Here is a 19,444-nt window from a genome sequence, read left to right on the forward strand (position 1 = left end):
TTGGCACATCCTATTTTTAGGTGCTGTTTTAGGGGATTATTCCGTTACAAAAGGACTTACTCTTTTTAGACAACAAAAATAAGCCGAAAAAGAAAAGGTATGTCCTTTGCTTCCTCGGCTTATGTTTGGCACAGTGTGTCCAATTCATTACTGCCTCATTAATTTTTTGGTTTTAAGATAAGTGTAATAATACTATTATCCTTTTCAAAATCCCAATCTACAAAAATATCAAGAATGTCCGCATTTAATATCTCATCATAGTCATCGTTTTGTCGTAAGATTCCTTTTTCCAAAGGACGTTTAGAGATGCGTAAGGTGTCATCAAAACCTAACGAAATTAGCTGCTTTTCAATAGCCACCAGTATTCCCTCGCGTACGATGACCAATGTACGATCGCTTAATTTATATGAAGAAATTTTTTCAGGTCCTTTTTGGGCAATCTCACTCATCTTTATAATTCGATCATGAATTGCTTGTTTTCCTGGGTAAGGGTCCCCCTCAGTCAAATCGGCTTTCAAATCGTCCAGACACACTCCCACAAAAATTCCGGAGTGGTGATCTAAGTTCCAATCATAATATAAGTGCTGTATGTCGAGGTCTGTAATCCCTTTAATTTGCCCAGTGATTTGAGGTTCAAGAGTCTTTACCAACAGCTCTCTTGTAGTCATAACCTGAAGTTCTTCATTTTGGTTTAACAGTACTTGCTCCATAGGTGATACGAAGCCACTGACATAAATAACAACATAAGGTTCATATATCGTAACATGAACAGCCTCAGGGCCTTTTCCAAAGTTATCTCGTAACAATTTGCCCACATTATTCGCCAGCTTTGTTTGCTGAGCCTTAATATCCATATTTCTTCATCCTTTATTAAGAAAGAAGCATCATATCTTCTTTCCATCATTTTATTGTACCACCACGAACGAATAATTTAAATATACAGAATAAATAAAAAATAATTTGTTGCCTTATGTTTAACCTAATTATAAACGTTCAAAACCTCTTCTTTCTATTGCTTGGGAAGTATTTTGAATGTCACTGGAAAATACGAATCCGTTAGATTCGTATTGCTGTTTTCAATAAAGAAATTTATTATAAGATGATGAATGGAATTTTTTTATTCAGTCGGGACAGATAACGAATTTTTTAATTTCTTAGTAGAAATCTATATATTTTTAGAGCGAGGACAATTGTTTGTAAAAGAGTATTAAGCTTTAGAAACGTGCAAGAAAGCACTTGGCTGCGGCTGCTTGCTTATTTCTTACTTTACTTATTCATAATCGTAGCCTTTCTTAAATCCCTTGTTTTCAAGGAATTCTTTTTTGTTCAGATTTCAGAAAAAAGGGATTTCTGTAACAAAAAATGTAATATATTACTTTTCTCTGCTGATCACGTGCTTTTTCTTGAGTATAAATCAGCTCTTAAAATCATCTAATCTAGTGAAAAATTCCTGAAGGAAATCATAAAATAACTTTTCCGTTGGAAGTAGTGCTCGTTCCTTTGGGGTAATAACGCCTACAGTCCTTGTTACGCTTGGTTCAACCAATGGTATTTTCACTGTTGAGCGCGGCAAGCTATCGACTAGCGTGACTTCTGGCATGAGTGTTACACCTAAACCAGCAGAAACTAACCCTTTCAACGCATCGATATCATCCCCTTCAAAGGCAACATTTGGTATGAAGCCGAGATTCTGACAAGCATTCACAACAATATCTCGAAAGACAAAACCCTCAGGTAATAAAACAAACGGTTCGTCTACTAGTTCTTGAAGTTTTACGGAGGATTCTTTTGCAAGGCGGTGGTGAATTGGCAAAAGAGCCACAATATTTTCTGTAAATAAAACTTTTTGTTGAAGTTTTTTTTCTTTGAGAGGAAGTGGACCTATCAGACCAAGATTAAAATCTCCTTTAATCACACCTTCAATTAATTCCTGGTAAAGCGCTTGTTTTAACTGAAATTTTGCTTCCGGATAGCGCAATCTAAATGCATAGATTACAGTTGGTAATGTATACGCTGCTAAACTTATCGGAAAAGTAATGCGTATTGTTCCTTTTTCAGGATCTAAATATTCCTTAACCTCACGTCTCGCATCGTCTATCACATTCATGGCATGTTTCATTCGTTCAAAAAATATTTTTCCAATTGGCGTTAAATGTACCCTTCTTCCTTCTCTGATAAACAAATCAACTTCTAATTCATTTTCTAAATTTACTATTTGTCGACTTACCGAGGATTGTGCTACATGTAAAGAATGGGCGGCTTCAGTTACGTGTTCGCGTGTAGCCACCTCCATAAAATAGCGGATTTGTCTAAAGTCCATTTTATATCCTCCTTATTAGTTAATGCATAAAACGCATTGATATTATCGTTTCTTTATATTGATTCGATCATTATTTCAATTATAAAATATTTTATAATAACAAACCTAAAAAATTACGGCGAATTTTTTAAATTTTCATTATAAATCAATAAATAGGAGACGGATAAGTATGATAACAATTGAAAAAAATCAATCGGCGAATACAGAAAGCATGCAGAATTATGTTGATCAAGTATTTGAAACAGTAAAAAAACGAAATCCAAGTGAAAGTGAGTTTCATCAGGCAGTCAAAGAAGTATTCGATTCTTTAATACCTGTTCTTATAAAAAAACCTCAGTATATTAACCAAGCTATTCTGGAGAGAATCGTTGAACCTGAGAGAGTCATCTCTTTTCGTGTACCTTGGGTCGATGATATGGGAAATGTTAGAGTTAATCGAGGGTTTCGCGTCCAATATAGCAGCGCAATTGGTCCATATAAAGGCGGATTAAGATTTCATCCATCTGTCAACGCAAGTATTATTAAATTTTTAGGATTTGAGCAAATTTTTAAAAACTCTTTAACTGGTCAACCAATTGGCGGCGGTAAAGGCGGTGCTGATTTTGATCCTAAAGGAAAATCAGATGGAGAAATAATGCGTTTTTGTCAAAGCTTTATGCTAGAACTTAGCAAATATATCGGACCTGATACGGATGTTCCTGCAGGTGACATTGGTGTAGGAAGTAAAGAAATTGGCTTTTTGTTTGGGCAATATAAAAAAATGCGTAGCACCTTTGAAGCAGGTGTTCTAACAGGAAAAGGCCTTAGTTATGGTGGAAGTTTAGCTCGTAAAGAAGCAACTGGATATGGAACAGTTTACTTTGTTGAAGAAATGTTAAAAGATAATAATCTCAGCTTTAAAGGCAGTACAGTTGTTGTGTCAGGGTCAGGAAATGTCTCAATTTATGCAATTGAAAAAGCGATGCAGCTAGGGGCTAAAGTGGTCGCGTGCAGCGATTCGAATGGTTATATCTATGACAAAGATGGTCTTAACTTAGAGACAGTTAAACGGATTAAGGAAGTAGAAAAAAAACGCATAAGTACTTATGTAAATGATCATCCCGAAGCGGTTTACGTGGAAAGTTGTAATGGGATTTGGACAGTACCATGTGATATTGCTTTACCATGTGCTACTCAAAATGAAATCGATCAAAACTCTGCAGAATTATTAGTTTCCAATGGAGTAAAAGCAATTGGTGAAGGTGCAAATATGCCATCTACATTAGAAGCTGTCGAGATTTTCTTAGAGAACAATATTTTATTTGCCCCTGCTAAAGCAGCAAATGCTGGTGGTGTTTCTGTATCAGCATTAGAAATGGCTCAAAATAGCACTAGGCTTTCTTGGACTTTTGAAGAAGTCGATAGCAAATTACATGCGATTATGAAAAGTATATACCAAAATAGCAAGAAAGCTGCTCAAGAATACAACGCTCCTGGTAATCTTGTCGTAGGTGCAAACATTGCCGGATTTATAAAAGTTGCTGATGCTATGATTGAGCAAGGAGTTATTTGATACTTCATTAGGAGAATATACTAGTATGGATATCTTAAATTTAAAGGCTGTTAATAATGGGTGACTTACACATAGTTTCTACAATTATAAGTGCTGGTTTAATTGCACTTTCATATGCACTCAGCAGAAAAAAACCTACTATTAAATATATAGCACCTCTCATTGTAGGAGTGGTTAGTGTTGGCATTGTTATCGTAAGTTTCCTTATCGGAGGATGGATTGGTATGAGAGTAGGAACAATTAGCTTTACTGCTTTTATCTCATCACTTATCTCCTTACTAATTATATCTATAGCTGAGTCTGTAAAAAGAAAATTCAGTAAAAACATTCACCACTAAAGTATGTATAGCACATACAAAGTCAGTTTATATAAGGCGGATGATTGGTAGAAAAAGAAGCCGTCAAATAATACCAAGTATAAAAGCCCTTTAAAACCTCAGTTCTAAAGGGCTTTTATACCTCTTTATTATTTAGAAGTCACATATTCATTCTTCCCTGCTCCCATACCGGCGATAAAAATAAAGATTGAAACTAAAACTAGCATCAATAAAGGGATAGTCCAGCTGTGTGTAATGTCGTGTAGCCCCCCAAATAACACAGGCCCTACAGCAGATAAAAGATAACCGAATGATTGAGCCATACCGGATAATTCTGCTGCCTCGTTAGTACTTTGTGTGCGTAAACTAAAGAACATCATTGCCAAACTAAATACAAACCCGACTCCAATTCCAACCATAATAATCCACAATGGGATAAGGAGTGTATTTCCATACAAGATACCGAATAAGCCTCCAATAAGCAAAACAGCTGGAATGACTACTAATAAACGTTGATCTTGCAAACGGCCGGCTAAAATAGGAACGAGGAACGTAATAGGAAGTACAGCAAGTTGCATTAAAGATAACATCCAGCCAGCGTCCTGAGTATTCAATCCTTTTTGTTCAAGAATTTCCGGCATCCATGTAATAACTGTATAGAAGATAAAAGATTGAAATCCCATAAATAATGTGACATTCCATGCTAATCTAGAACGCCATAAGTTAATAGATTTAACCTTTTGCACTGTTTGTTGAGACTTCGTAGACTTATGTCGATTTCGCAATTGCGGTAGCCAAATGAAAATGGTAAGAAGAGATAAAATCCCCCAACATCCAAGGGCTCCGGTCCATCCTAAACCTGATACTGAAGAAATGGGAATACTTATACCAGACCCAATAGCGCCGCATAAATTCATAGAAACTGCATAAATTCCTGTCATCATGCCTATCTTTTGTGCAAAGTTATGTTTAATTAGACTAGGTAACAATACATTTCCAATAGCAATAGATAAACCAATTAAGATCGTTCCTACAAATAATGTTTCTACTCCACCAAAAGAGCGTATTCCAATTCCGATTGTTAATAAGATTAAAGAAATAAATAGCGTAAACTCCATGCCAAAACGCCGAGCTAACTTGGGAGCAAAAGGAGATAGGAATGCAAAAGCTAGTAAAGGCACTGTAGTTATTGTTCCTGCTAAAGTATTAGATATTCCTAAACTGTTACGAATAGAAGCTACCAGTGGGCCCACAGATGTTAAAGGGGCTCTGAGATTAGCTCCAATTAGGATAATGCCTATAATCAGTAATCCTATTTTAGGATTTATATTTAGTTTTGGCTGTTCTAGTTGATTTGTTGTGTGTGGGATACCCATGGTAGTTATAGACCCTCCGTATATAATCTTAAAGTTTTTAAAATTAAGTAATATATTCATTTACTGTGCAGATTGCTATGATAGCATCCACAAGTTTACAAAGTAGGTTCAATTAAAATCGGTATGAGAACTTACTTCAACTATTTGATGACCAGATGTATGTAAAGAATCTATCATATGGTTATTTAAATCAATTAACATATGATTTATGTGATGCTTCTAACATTGTTTTATGTAGCTGGATATCAGCTTTTTGATAAGCTTTTCCCTGCTTTGTTTGTAGTCGACCAGTATGTACGACAGATTGTATAGCCTCTCTCAATGTATTGCGTCTCACTTCAAATTGTTGCATTAATTTCGTTTCAGAAAGGGTCTGTCTTCCATTTTCCCATATACTCTATATTCATTTAAGAATTCGATTTGAGAAACAACTTCTTCTACAAGTGACATACGATTTGCCTTTAATATATCAACTGTACATACCTCTAATTTTTAGAGGGATTGGTTCATTGGTTATTTTAGCACATATATATGAGAGTATAAATATGGCTGCGGTATTAGACAGCTAAATGTATAAATACTAATACCTTGAGCAAACTATTCAAGATGCCTAAACGGCATCTTCTTCAATACACATAATATACAAAACAAAGTTGATATAATCGACTCTCTTAAGTTAACTGTTTATATAACGCTCCTGTTAAAATCTAGTGCCATGAATAACACTTTAAACACTTTGTACGTTATTCATTTAATTTCTAACATAAAGAAATAAACATCTTAGAGAATCAGCTAAGTGTATAAATCTATATATTACATTCACCCCTGCTCCAAGAGAGAAGAAGATTCTAATGAAAGGAGAGCGTAAAGTGGAAATCATCGAAGTAAGCTGGCGTACAGTATTATTATATGTTGTTATTATTATTATTTTTCGTTTTATTGGTCAACGAGGCATAAATCAGCTAAATGTCATTGATCTTGTTGTTGTGCTTATGATAAGTGAACTTGGAGTGGTTGCAATTGAGGATACGGGAGAGTCTTTACTACATCAACTTGTACCTATTCTTATATTAACACTTATCCAAATAGGGCTTACCTATATCCAATTAAAAAGTCAAAAGTTACGCAGAGTACTAGATGGGCAACCTATTATTGTAATAAGACAAGGAAAAATTGATGAAAAACAAATGAAAAAATCACGTTATAATTTGGACGACTTACTTTTACAACTGCGGGATAAAAATATAGGAGATATCCGTGAGGTAGATTATGCGATATTAGAGCCTTCAGGTACATTATCTGTATTTAAAAAATCAGAAAGCAAAGATAAATCAGGATCTGTATTTTTACTTCCCCTTGTTATTGATGGGATCATTCAAGAAAAGCATTTAAATCTAATAAATAAAAATTCTTCTTGGCTTTTCAACGAATTGAAAAAAAGAGGGTACAAAGACGTGAAACGTATTTTATATTGTAGTTTTTTAAACGGGCAACTTTTTGTGGATATAAAAAATGAATGATAAAAAAATCCAGGACGAAAATGGGTTTAAACTTGGCTAATTCTATAGAAAGCCATAAACTGCTGGAGCTATTGAATACAAGATCTTTAAAAGCTGTAATAGCAATGTGTTGTTATGTATAAACTAAGAACAAGCTAATTTTTATTAACTTGCTCTTATCTATAAGATAAAGTACAAAAAGGGCTTTTTTTATTTATTAAGCTCAGCAGGAGCTGAAATATTTTCAAGAACTTTTCCTGTTTCTTTATTTGAAGTATTACTTACCGCTAAATCTCCCAAAGAAACCATTCCAATGAGTTTTCCGTTTTCTACAATAGGAAGTCTGCGTATTTGATGCTGAGACATGAGATCTGAAGCCTGCTCTACAGACATGTATTTTGTACCGGTAATGACATCAGTGGTGATCATTTCAGATATTTGTGTATTCGTATTAAAATTATTAGCTAATCCCTTGACGACTAAATCACGATCCGTTATTAGGCCTATTAGCTTATCATTTTCACAAATTGGAATAACTCCTACATCTACATTCTTCATCATATTAGCTACCTCACCACATGAATTTTTAAGGTTACCTGTCTCAATATTAGAAGTCATCACTTCTGTTATATTCATAGCAACTCCTCCTTTATTTAATCATTGTCTTACTTCACTTGATTCCCGCACCTCATCTTCTAAAACGTCCATTTGAGTTTTAGGATACAAAGCTTTAGGTTTTAATGAGAAGAAAATGGTGAATGGATTTGAAAAATTCATCGCATTTTATTGGACAGTAAAAAGGTGTAAGAATGATAGGAAACGAGGTTTTAATAAAAGAGCACAACCCGTTGGTTCGTAATAAATTTATACTTCTCATCTTTATACTTTTACAAAAGAGTTATCCGAAGCTATTTTTCATTAAATTGAAATATTAAAACTATTATATAAATTGTATAATTTAGTAGTATAAAAACTACTAGGAAGGAATTACACACTATGTTATGGTTTATATCTGCTTTAGGGACAGCTGTATGCTTCGGAGTAAACAATACTTTATTTAAATGGGGTGCCCTTCAACATTTATCTAAAGTGTGTATTCAACTTTTCTTTTATTGGATTTCTTTTTTTATCCTCTTATTATTTACTCTTATTAAAGGAAGTTTTGAATTTCACGTTTTACCTGTTTTAACGGGGGCAATAATCGGTATCTTAAATGCCAATGGCAATATCCAAATGACGAAAGCCTTTGAGAAAGGACCTGCGAGTATTACATCTACCATTATTGCGATGAATACAGTCATCGTTGTCATAGCTACATCCTTATTATTTCCTCAATCCATTCCTTTAACAAATTGGATTGGTATCGTCATTATTATATTGGCAGCTTGTATTATTCAGTATCAACCAAACAAAACGGCACACATAGAGTATAAATTATGGATTTTAAGCTGCTGTTTAGCTCTTCTATCTATCGGTACAGTTGGTGTTGTTATGAAATTCAGCACGTTTCAACACTTTAGCATGGGCGAAATGCTTGTTTCAATGTACGGCGGAGGAGCTGTCTATTTAAGTTTATTAGCTCGGAAAGAATTTAAAAAATTAACTGCACATAAAATCGAAATAAAGATAGGTATACTAGTTGGTATATTAAGTACGATTGGTTACAGCTGTTATTTATTCGCCCTAAAGGAAGGTCCATCCAGTGTGGTTTATCCAATCATTAGTTTAAATTGTATTGTTGTTTTAATTGGGAGCTTAATTATCTTTAAAGAGAGACTTAAAAAATATCAATTAATAGGAATTATTCTTACTCTATGCGGAATCGTGTTGACTAAGATATAAGTTATTGCACCAATACCGACAGAAGAACGAACATATAGTGAAATAGGTCTCCCTCTGTATGGCAACTGAAGATGTATATAGTATACATACATAGAAAAAAATAGAAAAACTTCCCCACTGCATTAAGGGAGTTTTTCTATTTTTAGGAGTTAGCTAAATGATGATTCATCCATCTTGAGTAGTTTGCTTCGCGGATAAAATATTATTCGCTAACCAAATGTGGAGGAGATGCCATCGCAAATCATTTTAAATAAGAATACAGATTGAGCTTTGGTTACCAAACTTGCCTTGCTTCGTCGATTGGATCGACCGTTTTAACTAAGAGAGAAGATACTCTCTCTCCTAACCTGTTTTTATTTATTTCAACAGGTAACGTTAATGCCGCTAGCTTGCAGAACTTTTTCTAGTGCACTTTGCTCTTTATTGCTTAAAGGAACCATTGGCAAACGAACACCGCCAACTTGTATTCCATTTAGATTTAATGCAGCTTTTACTGGTGAAGGACTTGGCGCAATAAATAATGCTCTCATAATTGGAAGCAGATTGCGATGTGTAGCAGCAGCTTTTTGGACATCGCCATTTTTGAAGGCATTAATCATTTCTTGCATATCATTGCCAATGATGTGGGAAGCAACTGAAATAACTCCTGCCCCGCCAATTGCTAATACTGGTATTGTTAACCCATCATCGCCGCTGTATAGTGTAAAGTCGCTAGGTGTTTTGCTAATAATCTCTGCCATGGCATCCAAGTTGCCACTTGCTTCCTTAATTGACACAACATTAGGGATCTCTGATAGACGAACAATTGTTTCAACAGAAATGTTAACTATGCTTCGCCCTGGGATATTATAAAGCATAACTGGTAGAGAGGTTGATTCGGCAATCGTTTTAAAATGCTGGTACAAGCCTTCTTGAGACGGCTTATTATAGTATGGAGCAACGAGCATAATACCATCGACTCCTGTTTCCTCTGCAAGTTTCGTTAAGCTCATCGAAGCTTGCGTGTTGTTTGAGCCAGTTCCAGCGATGACGTGGACTCTTCCAGCAGCAGCTTCTACAACACATTTGAATAATTCAATTTTTTCTTCTGTGGTTAATGTTGGAGACTCTCCAGTTGTACCAGCTACAACTAAGCCGTCTGTGCCATTTGTAATTAAATGCTCAACCAACGTTTTCGTCGCGTTAAAATCAATTTCGCCATTCCGATCAAACGGGGTAACCATCGCTGTTAATACTTGGCCAAAATTCATAACTACACACCCTTTATAAAATTTTTAAAATTAGAGGGGTCAGGGCCATTCATAAGAAACGCAAAAAAGCAGCAACGAGGGATTCGTTGCTGCAGTAGAAACAATATTTATTAAAAATAGTTTCCGTGCGTAAGATAGCCCTCCATACAGTTTCCCATATGACAGTTCTGTATTTATTCAACAGCAGAACCAGCTTCAAGAACATGAGATTCTTTCAGCTTCGGCAAATACCCCTTTCCACAATTGTCATTGGATCTCATTCTCCTCAAATTGTATACTTATGATCTTTGCACCTCTATCCTCACTTCAAAAAATATTGAAATAAGAAAATATTTAATTGAATTTAATATAACAGTAAATTTCCTTTCACGCAAGAATCATTTAAGTATAATTTTATGGACACCATGTAATTAAGTCCTTACCCTTATTTTTGAGAGAATGCCTCCGGATTATTGACTCAAACCCACAATCTCAGTATCACTCATATTACTATTCCACCTTTCTTTTTGCTATTCACCACATATTTTAACTTACATATTATGCACATCATAAAAAGCCACCCGCTTAGAGTGACTTAGCATTAGGTTTATTCTTTACTTCATCAGGTACGTAATCTAAAAGTACGGATATTATTGTATTAAAATGCCATGGAGTAAGATTGTTGCCAGCACTTTCTTTTAATTCAGTTCTTAGCTTTTCACCCCATATAGGATATTTATTGTTGCTTTTTGCTGCCTCTAACATATAATCGACTACATTTAGTACTTTATAATATTCATTTTCTTTTGCGCTAATATAATAGTCCTTTTGTTTATAGTTCATATCTCCAATCCCCTTTTGGTTATTTATGAACAATAAATTTTTTCATAAGATAGCATCAAATTTAGACTGTATCTCTTATTTCCTTATAACATCTACATTGATTTAAATAGTTTATAATATCTTGGTTATTTACTTCTTTGATATTATCTCCAAAAAGTTCAGCGGCACTTTCTAAACGTTCCCTTTTATTATCAATCGTTAGTACATATCGAAGTGCATCAACTACTGGTGCATTATGGTATGTACGACGAACGAAATATTCTTCGATTGCCTTATTTAAGTATTCTGATTCAGCCTTTCTAAATTTAGTTCCTGACCTTTGAAGGTTCTTTACCTCCATCTCTATCATAAATCCCTCATCCTCTCCGATTTAATTTACTATTTTATTCCCCTACTAGAAGTAAAATAAAACTTAGTTTGTATACAAATAATATATTTTCTCAAAATAAAAAACACCTGTGAAGACAGATGTTTTTTGTAAACTTAACATATTAAAGGAGAAATGATTCGTCAGCAAAAGGAGGAATCTGATTAGGTACAGTATGTGCTCATTTTTCGTATTTATACGTGTTCGAATTAAAGAATAAAATGAGATTAAGCAAACCCATTGATGTTCGATTTTTGTAAGGTTAAAGGATAGATTAATTTTTGACGAAGTGAGTTATAGAATGTAGTCAAGTTATTGGTGAGGAAATATAGCTTTATCTTTTAATTGATGCATCACAAGGACATACTAAAAAATGAGGTGATAACATGGAAATAAATCGAGCTAAACAAATTCTTTCTTCTCCCAAGGAAATTGATGTTCATTACCACGGAGTTCCTATTTGGATTAAAAGTGTAGATGAAACATCAAGTATGGCTACCGTTCATGCGAGAGGAACACATGATGAAGACCGTATGGTCCCAGTCCTTGATTTAGAAGAAAAATAAAAAGTCGGAAAGAAAGAATGTAGTTTTTTACATTCTTTTCTTCCATCTCCAAATAGAACCCAATAACTGATACCATATTTCTGTAAGCTTTATTTATAAGAAAAAAGAGGTGCAGCATGAAAGAGAAAAAAGAACCAAAACTTAGAAGTGGCGAGCTAGAAAATGCGGAACTAAAAGGCTATTATGGAATGGATCCTGAAACTAGCCTTCAATCTGTTAATTTTGCTACGACAGAGAACCCATACTTAAATGAGCATTATCAAGAAGATTCTAAAGAAAATGAATAAAAAGAGAAGAAAATAACCGACCCTTATTTCTTTTCTGTAGTTATGCATTTTTATTAAGTTGACAATAGAAGAGTTTTCAGATAACATATTTCGTTTTCGGCTTATTCTTACTTTTGCAACGATATTACCTGACACCTAACCATTATAAAGAGCCACTTGTTTTACGCAAGTGGCTCTTTGCTACGTTAATTGAATACGCTTGAACCCCTAATAAATAATGACAAAAAGCAATCTATAATTGATTTAGATTATTCTTTGACTAATTTAACAAGCATATGAGCAAGATGATATTGTTCTTCCTCGTTTCCAACTTTCCATAACTCATGTAACAAGTATTGCTCTTCATTTTGTGGTTCCTCATGTGCTGCGAGATAGTCAGCTATTTTTTTAGCTGCTAGAGCTAATTGATTATCATTTAACCCTAGTTTCTCACCTTTTGTGACTTTATCTCCTAAGTAACTTTTAAATTCGTTAAAACTAGAAAGGATGTTGTCTTTCTTCTCTTGACTCATTTCATTTAGTTTATCCTCTACTTTATTTTCAACAGTTTCAGTATTATTGTTCATTTTTCATTATCCTTCCAATTAAGTATCAATGTTCTTATATGGTAAATCCCCCATTTACAGGTATATAAACATTTCGTAGCCTACTCATATATTAAGTAGAATAGTTTAACGGGCTTCAAAATAGTGAACACTTCTTTTTTGATGAGTTTAAATAGAAGATATTGGATATTAAAAAAAGAAAAACTCCCCTAGTACGTTAAGGGAGTTTTTCTTTTTTTAAATATTAAGGGTGTAATTGCTTGTTACTTACATATCATTTAATATTTTTGTAGATATTTATTATAACCTATCAAATGATTTCGAGAAAGTAAAAAATGAAAGCGATTACTTCGAATTTAAAATAACAAATGAAACATAACTGTTTTTTATGAGATGTATTTTGGTTCTGAAAAAATACAGAGCTTAAGCTTAAATGGTCTAAAGTTTCTCTTATATATTAATATATAAGAAACTTTTATTCTTTATCGTTTCGTGGCACAGCATTAGAAACCATAGAAATGTCTCCAGTATAATATTTATGCGGATAAGGATCAGAAGACGACTTAGCAGGCTTTGTTACAAACTCTTTCTCAAGATCACCTAATTTGGTTTCATCTGTATTGTTCTCTGATACCTGTTCTAAATTATTTGATTGATTATCGACCATATAAAATTCCTCCTTTTAATTAAACAATGCTCATTGCTCATTAAGGATACATTTTTTAATAACCTGGATATAAATGCTGTTTTTATTCTATACTTTCCTGTGCTTTTTCTTCATTTAGTATATATTTGAAATAAATACTTATTACTTTTTTGAAATTGTGAACAATTTATTTATACCTTTAAAATCTATTATGTTAATTAAGAAAGTATGTTATATTCAATTCAAAAAGCAGAGACCGATTGGCCCTGCTTGTTATTTGACTATCACTTTCCCCACCATTCCCCTATTAAAATGATACCTACATATCAGTTCATATGTACCAGGATTTTGTGGTTTTACGGTAATGGTTTTTTCTTTTCCAGGCTGGACTTCAGCGTCAATTCCGAGCTTTTCTACTGTGAAGGTATGCTCTTTCTGACCTTCATTTTTTAATATCAATGTTGTCGTTTTTCCACTCGGGATAGTGATGGTTTCTGGATTAAAGAAATCATCGTTCAACTGAACCTCCATGGCTTTCTGTCTTACCGCGTCGGATTCAGCCAAAACACCGAGTGATCCTGAAGTCATCACACTGATAACCATCGTAAACAAAACGACTAATCCCATTAACCAGTTTTTCACAGACATTTGCATTCACTCCTTTCATAAGCCATATTCTTTTCCAATTCATAAAATAATATCACTATTTTTTTGAATTAATCATTGTTTTTCCTTTATTTCTATTTATAGAAAGCACAAATTCCATTAAATTGCCTAACTTTATAAAATAGTATTGATACTAATAGAACAGTTACAATCATATTCTTATAAAAGAAACCATTAAAAAGGAGTGTCAAGTTAGTTGATAAAAGCTAAGGTTAGTTTACGGCCTATTGTTAGTAAAATAAATTTACCTACTGTGTTGAAAACGGCTATACTTCCTGGTGACTCATTTGAAAGTTTATTTATTGCAACCCAAGTAGGAGAGATCTTTTACATAAGAGACGAAGCTATACAGACTTTTTTAGATATTCGCTCACGAATCATAAAATTAGGTACGTCTGAACCAGGTGTTTCCCGCGGAGGATATGATGAACGAGGATTGCTAGGGCTAGCGTTTCATCCAGAATTTTATTATAATCGTCTGTTTTATCTTCATTACTCAGCAGCTGGAACACAAGGCCCAGGTGCACTTTCCGAACATTATAGGCCTAACCCGTGTGATCCTAAAACTTCAAACTTAAGGTGGATAAATAGAGAAACTAAATATGATCATATTGATACAGTGGAAGAATGGGTTTTCCAGCCAAATGCTCAGCCTCAAAAAAGACGGACGTTACTTAACTTAAGAAGACCATTTTTTAATCATAATGGTGTCAACAGCTTAAACTTTTCACCTGAAACTGGAAAACTTATCTTTACAACCGGAGATGGTGGATCAGGCTATGACCCCTTTAACTTAAGTCAGGATGATATAGAAATTTACGGGAAAATAATTGAAATTGATGTAGGTAAGAATACATTTATCCATAATCCACCCGTAGTCACACGTTTTAGTGAACTCCCCTCACCTATTCAGGAAACTCTTACGCTCATTGCTAAGGGTGTTCGCAATATAACGGGCATTTCATTTCAAAAATTTTATAATCAGTACATCAAATATGTGGGAAATGTTGGACAAGACGTAGTAGAGTCGATTTTTTCATTTGTTCATTATAAGCCAATACCTGTTCCTCAACTTGTTCAAGCTTCTTTAATGAGAGCCAAACCCAGCCAAGAAGGATTTATTAACCTTGGCTGGCGGGGATGGGAAGGAGATTTTCCGACTTCGTTTATAAAAAGGTGTTCTGAAAATCCGGCCTTGGATGAGAAAATAATTGCTTATTACAATGAAGCGGTAAAAACTTCAGTGAGACGTATTCAGCCTTTAACAAGTTATTTTCACAAAGATCCCCGCCCCAATAAATTTGGAGGGACCTCCCTTACAGGAGTTCAGCCATATATGGGGAATAAAATCTCTAGCTTAACAGGAAGCGTTATGTTTACGGATATTGCACAGGTTAAAGAACCTCAATCCCCAATTAGAGGAGTTTTAGCTTATACCAGAGCAGGTACAGATTGTAAGCTAAATGATTTTAGTGTTGTGGAAGTTGATTATAATTTTGGTTCCCAATCAGCTTACTACGTTAGTTTGGGAACGAACCTGGATCAAACCAGGCTTTATTTAGGAGTTTATGGCTCTATGAAAGTGTCTGACTTTAATCAAGGTACTGTTTTTGAAATTGTTCCATGATTTATATTTATAAAATTCGACTGGGTATTGATTTTCTCCTAAAAATTATAGCTTAATTTTTTTACCAGCTATTTTGTAGGAATGAACAAATGAACTTTCTAGAAAATAAAAAAGCCTTTAATCAATAAAGCCCATAAAAGATTCATTTTATGGGCTACAGTACATACCTTTAGAAAAATAAAGAAATTTATCTTAACGGATATGACCTATTCCTTTAAAAGTAAATGCGACTTATTAGTCCTCCCGCTTAATTTCTTTATATATTACATGTAAGAGTTGATATATCAGGCAATGATCTAAATCTCTCTTTACCCCCTTATAATGTAAAAACAGTTAACCGAGGTGAAATTCATGTACTTTTTAAAGTCTCTTTCAAGTGAAGTAAAATCTGCGCAGCTTTTTTTTAATAGACTATCTAAAACTAAGCAGCTTGTCTCAGGCGCTCTTTTCGCCAGCTTAGCAGCCCTTTTTCAATCAGCAGGAGGTTTCTTACCAGGAATAGGAGTTTTTATTAGTCCATTCTCTACTGCACCCATTCTTTTTTGTTTTATACTTTCGCTCCCTCTAGGGTTTATTACCTATATACTAACAAATCTGCTTCTTCTGATTATCCAGCCAAGTGAACTTATTATTTTTCCTTTTACAACAGGAATATTGGGAATGGGCATAGGAGCCGCTTTTTACTTTTTTAAAAAGAGATTGTACATTATTATAAGTGGGGCCACTCTATTAACTGTTGGGATTATTACCCTATTGTACGGTTTCAAATTCCCAGTACTAGGTCCCGTGATTTCTAAAAATTTTTCTCTTTCTACTACTGGTTTAATTTTTGTATTTACTTTCCTTTATAGTTGGATTTGGGTTGAACTCAGCTTAGCTTATTTCAAAAAATTAAAAACATTTATTTCCTAGTGAATCTACAAATTAATCCCTTAACAAAGATAACTCGTTAAAATAATGGAGAAATCGCAATCAGCTTTTTAGAAGAACGTCAATTAGGACAATCTCATCTAAACTTTGTAAGGCTCTTTTCATTATATTTTCAAATCCAACTAAACTATTTGCCTGTTCGCCTTTAATTCCAAAGCTTTTTGCCAGTTGAACAAAATCTGGGTTTGTAAAAGTTATTCCATAGCTCTTACCAAACTTTTTGTTCATCATTTCCTGCTCTATTTTTAATGTAGAGTCGTTTAAAACAATAATGATGAATGAAAGCCCTAAGCGCTTTGCCGTCTCTATTTCAGCAAAATTCATTAAAACTCCCCCATCTCCAGTAATACAAATAGCTGGATCATTAGGGCAGGCTAACTTAGCTCCAATTGAGCCTGGTAGAGCAATACCCATGGAAGCTAGACCATTTGATATAATGAGCCTGTTAGGGTTTTTAGGTTGATAAGTTCGGGCTATAGATACTTTATGAGCTCCCACATCTGAAATCACAATTGTTTTCTCTGAAGAGAGCTTGTCAATAATATGCAAGATATTCTCGATTGTCAAAGGCAGCAAATCGCTATCTATCTTTTTCTCTTCAATGTGATAAGATTGCTTAATTTGTTTCTGGAGATTACCAGAGGGAATCCATGGTTTAGAAGGAATATCAAGCTGATTGAATACTCGTAAAGTCTGCTTTATATCTCCAACCAATTCGACCTCTACAGGGTAATATTCATCTACTTCTGCCGGTAAAGTATCTATATGTAAAATTGGTGTTTTTTCTGTGTTCCATTCTTTGGGTAACCTTTCGACAAGATCAAACCCAATTACAATAAGTAGATCAGCTTCCTTTAAGCCTGCGAGCACTTCATCTTTTTCATTAAATCCAAACGTAAAGAAATTTTGTGGATGATCTTTAGACAGTACACCTTTAGCCATATAACTATGGGTAACCGGTGATTGAAGGCGTTCAATAAATCGTTGAAGCTCATCCACGGCTTCCTGTCTAACAGCGCCGTTACCGATAATAACAAAAGGTCTCTCATACTGCTTAATAAGAGTATTGGCAGCCTGAATGGACTCCATTATAGGTATACTTACGGGTATAGATGTAAGTGAAATAGGTTTAATGGGAACGATTTGAGTTGCCAAGTCTTCTGGCAATTCTACTACTACGGGTCCTGGCTTTTCCATTTGTGCAATTTTAAATGCTTTTCGAATAATCTCAGGAAGCGTTTGTGCATCTTTTATCTGAACACCCCACTTCGTTGCCGGTTCCACCATTTTGATAATGTCTATATACTGATGCGAATCTTTATGCTGCCTTCCCAAAGCAGCCTGTCCTGTTAAAGCAACAACAGGAGAATGGTCTAGCTTTGCACTAGATATACCTGTCAATAAATTAGTAGCTCCAGGGCCTAATGTTGATAAACATACCCCTACTTTGTTTGTTAACCTTCCGTATACATCTGCCATAAAAGCAGCTCCTTGCTCATGCCTCACATTCACGAATTGAATCTGTTTAGAGTTGGATAAGGAATCAATAAAATCCAAGGTCTCTTTACCGGGTATTCCGAAAATATATTCAACTCCCTCATTTTCTAAACATTGAACAAGTGTATCCGTCACTTTCATATTGTTCGACCCCTCTCTAGATAGTATTCTGACAAGCTTATGTGAAAGGAATAGCTCATTAATCTTTATCTCATTTTTTGAGTTTCAGCTCGCAAAAACCCCAAATTTATGCAAAGAAATCCTATTCACTAACTATTGTTTATAGTGTTGCCATTAGGTTCTTATGTTAAAGACATTTTTTAGAGAATGTATAAATAATTGAATGTAACATTTTGAGGAATGTAAAAAATCCCATATACAAATAATAAGGCGCATACTCGTTTAAATTGGAGGGAGCTTTTTATGAAAAGATTATTATTGATGGGATTTATGTTGTTATTTTCGCTAAACATGCTAGTTGAACCAAGTAGTGCTCGTGCTGAAACACAAGAACATCGTGTTAGTCAATCTCAGGTAACGTTTGAAAATGAATTTAGAAGACTTTGGATGGATCATGTACTGTGGACAAGTAATTATATTACAAGTGCAACAACAGCAGGATCAGAAGACCAAAAACAGGTGTTGGCAAGGCTATTAAAAAATCAGGAAGATATCGGGAATGCTGTGAAGCCGATATACGGAGAGAAAGCTGGGAATAAACTTACGGATTTGCTCAAGGAACATATTGTGATTGCTGGCAAGATTGTAGATGCGGCTAAAACGGGAAAGAAAGCCTTGGTGAATCAATTAAACCAAGAATGGTATAGAAATGCTGATGGTATAGCAGCGTTCCTTAGCCAGGCCAACCCTTATTTAAAAAATGAAGATTTGAAAAAATTACTGTATATGCATCTAAAATTAGTGACAAATGATTTATCTGCAAGCTTAGAAAGAGATTGGGAGGCTAGAATCGGTGCAATTGATGAAGGAGTATCACATATTATCTTAATGGCAGATACTATATCTGCGGGAGTTGTGAAGCAGTTTCCAAAGAAATTTAATAAATAATTTTAATAGGTAAACGTAGATATTCTGCATAAAGCATCATAACCAAAGGTTTAGTAAATTTAAACGCTGGGTATTATCAAATCAAGACGATGTGTTAAGAGTACCGCCCGTGCATAGGGTGTGTCCTTCTCTATTCTATAAAAATGGCGCCTCCAACGGCGTCATTTTTTATTTGGAAACAAGTTTACGGATCCTAGTGCGAAGGTTGTATTTATATGAAAAAGGTATATAGATTTCTATCTAATCGAATGTATTTTTATACCACTA

Annotated in this window: 21 protein-coding genes and 1 riboswitch; of the genes, 9 read left to right on the forward strand and 12 right to left on the reverse strand. The window is 34.4% G+C overall.

Features of this window, described 5'->3' with window-relative positions:
• Nucleotides 1-158: 158 nt before the first annotated feature.
• Nucleotides 159-854 (reverse strand): Na-translocating system protein MpsC family protein, encoded by a 696-nt coding sequence (locus tag POF52_RS06390; protein WP_016766397.1) that lies wholly within the window; start codon nt 852-854, stop codon nt 159-161.
• Between the two features lie 560 nt (nt 855-1,414).
• Entirely contained in the window at nt 1,415-2,320 is a 906-nt protein-coding gene (locus POF52_RS06395) for a LysR family transcriptional regulator (protein WP_271991036.1), read from the reverse strand.
• Nucleotides 2,321-2,489: 169 nt separating this feature from the next.
• On the opposite strand from POF52_RS06395, the gene gdhA reads away from it, so the two are divergent.
• Both gdhA and POF52_RS06405 read left to right on the forward strand, forming a co-directional pair.
• Nucleotides 2,490-3,872 carry an NADP-specific glutamate dehydrogenase gene (gene gdhA, locus POF52_RS06400; protein ID WP_271991039.1) on the forward strand — a complete coding sequence of 461 codons (1,383 nt, stop codon included), beginning with the start codon at nt 2,490-2,492 and terminating at the stop codon, nt 3,870-3,872.
• Between the two features lie 56 nt (nt 3,873-3,928).
• The gene (locus tag POF52_RS06405; RefSeq protein WP_271991042.1) at nt 3,929-4,210 is read left to right on the forward strand and encodes a YesK family protein; all 282 of its coding nucleotides are present in this window, start codon (nt 3,929-3,931) and stop codon (nt 4,208-4,210) included.
• A gap of 128 nt (nt 4,211-4,338) precedes the next feature.
• Here the strand turns inward: POF52_RS06405 and POF52_RS06410 are convergent, their stop codons facing one another.
• Entirely contained in the window at nt 4,339-5,565 is a 1,227-nt protein-coding gene (locus POF52_RS06410) for a CynX/NimT family MFS transporter (protein WP_271991045.1), read from the reverse strand.
• Nucleotides 5,566-5,755: 190 nt separating this feature from the next.
• The gene (locus tag POF52_RS31145) at nt 5,756-5,959 is read right to left on the reverse strand and encodes a GntR family transcriptional regulator (protein WP_375347189.1); all 204 of its coding nucleotides are present in this window, start codon (nt 5,957-5,959) and stop codon (nt 5,756-5,758) included.
• A gap of 475 nt (nt 5,960-6,434) precedes the next feature.
• Between POF52_RS31145 and POF52_RS06415 the strand changes: the two genes are divergently transcribed.
• Entirely contained in the window at nt 6,435-7,085 is a 651-nt protein-coding gene (locus POF52_RS06415; RefSeq protein WP_182006865.1) for a DUF421 domain-containing protein, read from the forward strand.
• Between the two features lie 189 nt (nt 7,086-7,274).
• On the opposite strand, the gene POF52_RS06420 is transcribed toward POF52_RS06415, so the two are convergent.
• The gene (locus tag POF52_RS06420; protein ID WP_176583676.1) at nt 7,275-7,700 is read right to left on the reverse strand and encodes a CBS domain-containing protein; all 426 of its coding nucleotides are present in this window, start codon (nt 7,698-7,700) and stop codon (nt 7,275-7,277) included.
• Between the two features lie 360 nt (nt 7,701-8,060).
• On the opposite strand from POF52_RS06420, the gene POF52_RS06425 reads away from it, so the two are divergent.
• Nucleotides 8,061-8,906, forward strand: coding sequence for a DMT family transporter (locus POF52_RS06425; protein ID WP_271991052.1), 846 nt, complete (start codon nt 8,061-8,063; stop codon nt 8,904-8,906).
• A 362-nt stretch (nt 8,907-9,268) separates the two neighbouring features.
• On the opposite strand, the gene dapA is transcribed toward POF52_RS06425, so the two are convergent.
• The 3 genes from dapA to POF52_RS06440 all read right to left on the reverse strand — a co-directional run bounded on the left by dapA (nt 9,269) and on the right by POF52_RS06440 (nt 11,327).
• The gene (gene dapA, locus POF52_RS06430; RefSeq protein WP_013082605.1) at nt 9,269-10,156 is read right to left on the reverse strand and encodes a 4-hydroxy-tetrahydrodipicolinate synthase; all 888 of its coding nucleotides are present in this window, start codon (nt 10,154-10,156) and stop codon (nt 9,269-9,271) included.
• A 127-nt stretch (nt 10,157-10,283) separates the two neighbouring features.
• Nucleotides 10,284-10,462, reverse strand: a riboswitch (Lysine riboswitch).
• Nucleotides 10,463-10,720: 258 nt separating this feature from the next.
• Nucleotides 10,721-10,978: a hypothetical protein gene (locus POF52_RS06435; protein ID WP_271991057.1), complete on the reverse strand. Its 258-nt coding sequence runs from the start codon at nt 10,976-10,978 to the stop codon at nt 10,721-10,723.
• A gap of 61 nt (nt 10,979-11,039) precedes the next feature.
• Complete coding sequence (locus POF52_RS06440) at nt 11,040-11,327, reverse strand: hypothetical protein (RefSeq protein ID WP_271991060.1); 288 nt, start codon at nt 11,325-11,327, stop codon at nt 11,040-11,042.
• A 404-nt stretch (nt 11,328-11,731) separates the two neighbouring features.
• Here POF52_RS06440 and POF52_RS06445 point away from each other — a divergent pair, with 404 nt between their 5' ends.
• The gene (locus POF52_RS06445; protein ID WP_013056420.1) at nt 11,732-11,911 is read left to right on the forward strand and encodes an H-type small acid-soluble spore protein; all 180 of its coding nucleotides are present in this window, start codon (nt 11,732-11,734) and stop codon (nt 11,909-11,911) included.
• A 116-nt stretch (nt 11,912-12,027) separates the two neighbouring features.
• Complete coding sequence (locus POF52_RS06450) at nt 12,028-12,198, forward strand: hypothetical protein (RefSeq protein WP_013082601.1); 171 nt, start codon at nt 12,028-12,030, stop codon at nt 12,196-12,198.
• Between the two features lie 248 nt (nt 12,199-12,446).
• Here POF52_RS06450 and POF52_RS06455 read toward each other — a convergent pair whose 3' ends face one another.
• The 3 genes from POF52_RS06455 to POF52_RS06465 form a co-directional block, all read right to left on the reverse strand.
• Nucleotides 12,447-12,764, reverse strand: a complete 318-nt coding sequence (locus POF52_RS06455) for a DUF3243 domain-containing protein (RefSeq protein WP_271991085.1) — start codon at nt 12,762-12,764, stop codon at nt 12,447-12,449.
• Between the two features lie 454 nt (nt 12,765-13,218).
• The gene (locus POF52_RS06460; RefSeq protein WP_013082598.1) at nt 13,219-13,410 is read right to left on the reverse strand and encodes a hypothetical protein; all 192 of its coding nucleotides are present in this window, start codon (nt 13,408-13,410) and stop codon (nt 13,219-13,221) included.
• Nucleotides 13,411-13,662: 252 nt separating this feature from the next.
• A complete protein-coding gene (locus tag POF52_RS06465) occupies nt 13,663-14,037 on the reverse strand; it encodes a cupredoxin domain-containing protein (protein ID WP_176583679.1) in 375 nt (124 codons plus the stop codon).
• A gap of 214 nt (nt 14,038-14,251) precedes the next feature.
• Between POF52_RS06465 and POF52_RS06470 the strand changes: the two genes are divergently transcribed.
• Both POF52_RS06470 and POF52_RS06475 read left to right on the forward strand, forming a co-directional pair.
• Nucleotides 14,252-15,682 carry a PQQ-dependent sugar dehydrogenase gene (locus tag POF52_RS06470; RefSeq protein ID WP_271991089.1) on the forward strand — a complete coding sequence of 477 codons (1,431 nt, stop codon included), beginning with the start codon at nt 14,252-14,254 and terminating at the stop codon, nt 15,680-15,682.
• A gap of 351 nt (nt 15,683-16,033) precedes the next feature.
• Nucleotides 16,034-16,594 (forward strand): hypothetical protein, encoded by a 561-nt coding sequence (locus POF52_RS06475; RefSeq protein ID WP_034653074.1) that lies wholly within the window; start codon nt 16,034-16,036, stop codon nt 16,592-16,594.
• Between the two features lie 60 nt (nt 16,595-16,654).
• Here POF52_RS06475 and POF52_RS06480 read toward each other — a convergent pair whose 3' ends face one another.
• Nucleotides 16,655-18,250 carry an acetolactate synthase large subunit gene (locus POF52_RS06480; RefSeq protein ID WP_271991094.1) on the reverse strand — a complete coding sequence of 532 codons (1,596 nt, stop codon included), beginning with the start codon at nt 18,248-18,250 and terminating at the stop codon, nt 16,655-16,657.
• Nucleotides 18,251-18,532: 282 nt separating this feature from the next.
• On the opposite strand from POF52_RS06480, the gene POF52_RS06485 reads away from it, so the two are divergent.
• Nucleotides 18,533-19,177: a glycosyltransferase gene (locus POF52_RS06485; RefSeq protein WP_176583682.1), complete on the forward strand. Its 645-nt coding sequence runs from the start codon at nt 18,533-18,535 to the stop codon at nt 19,175-19,177.
• Nucleotides 19,178-19,444 lie beyond the last annotated feature (267 nt).

The organism is Priestia sp. AB, assembly GCF_028369225.1.
GTDB lineage: Bacteria > Bacillota > Bacilli > Bacillales > Bacillaceae_H > Priestia > Priestia megaterium.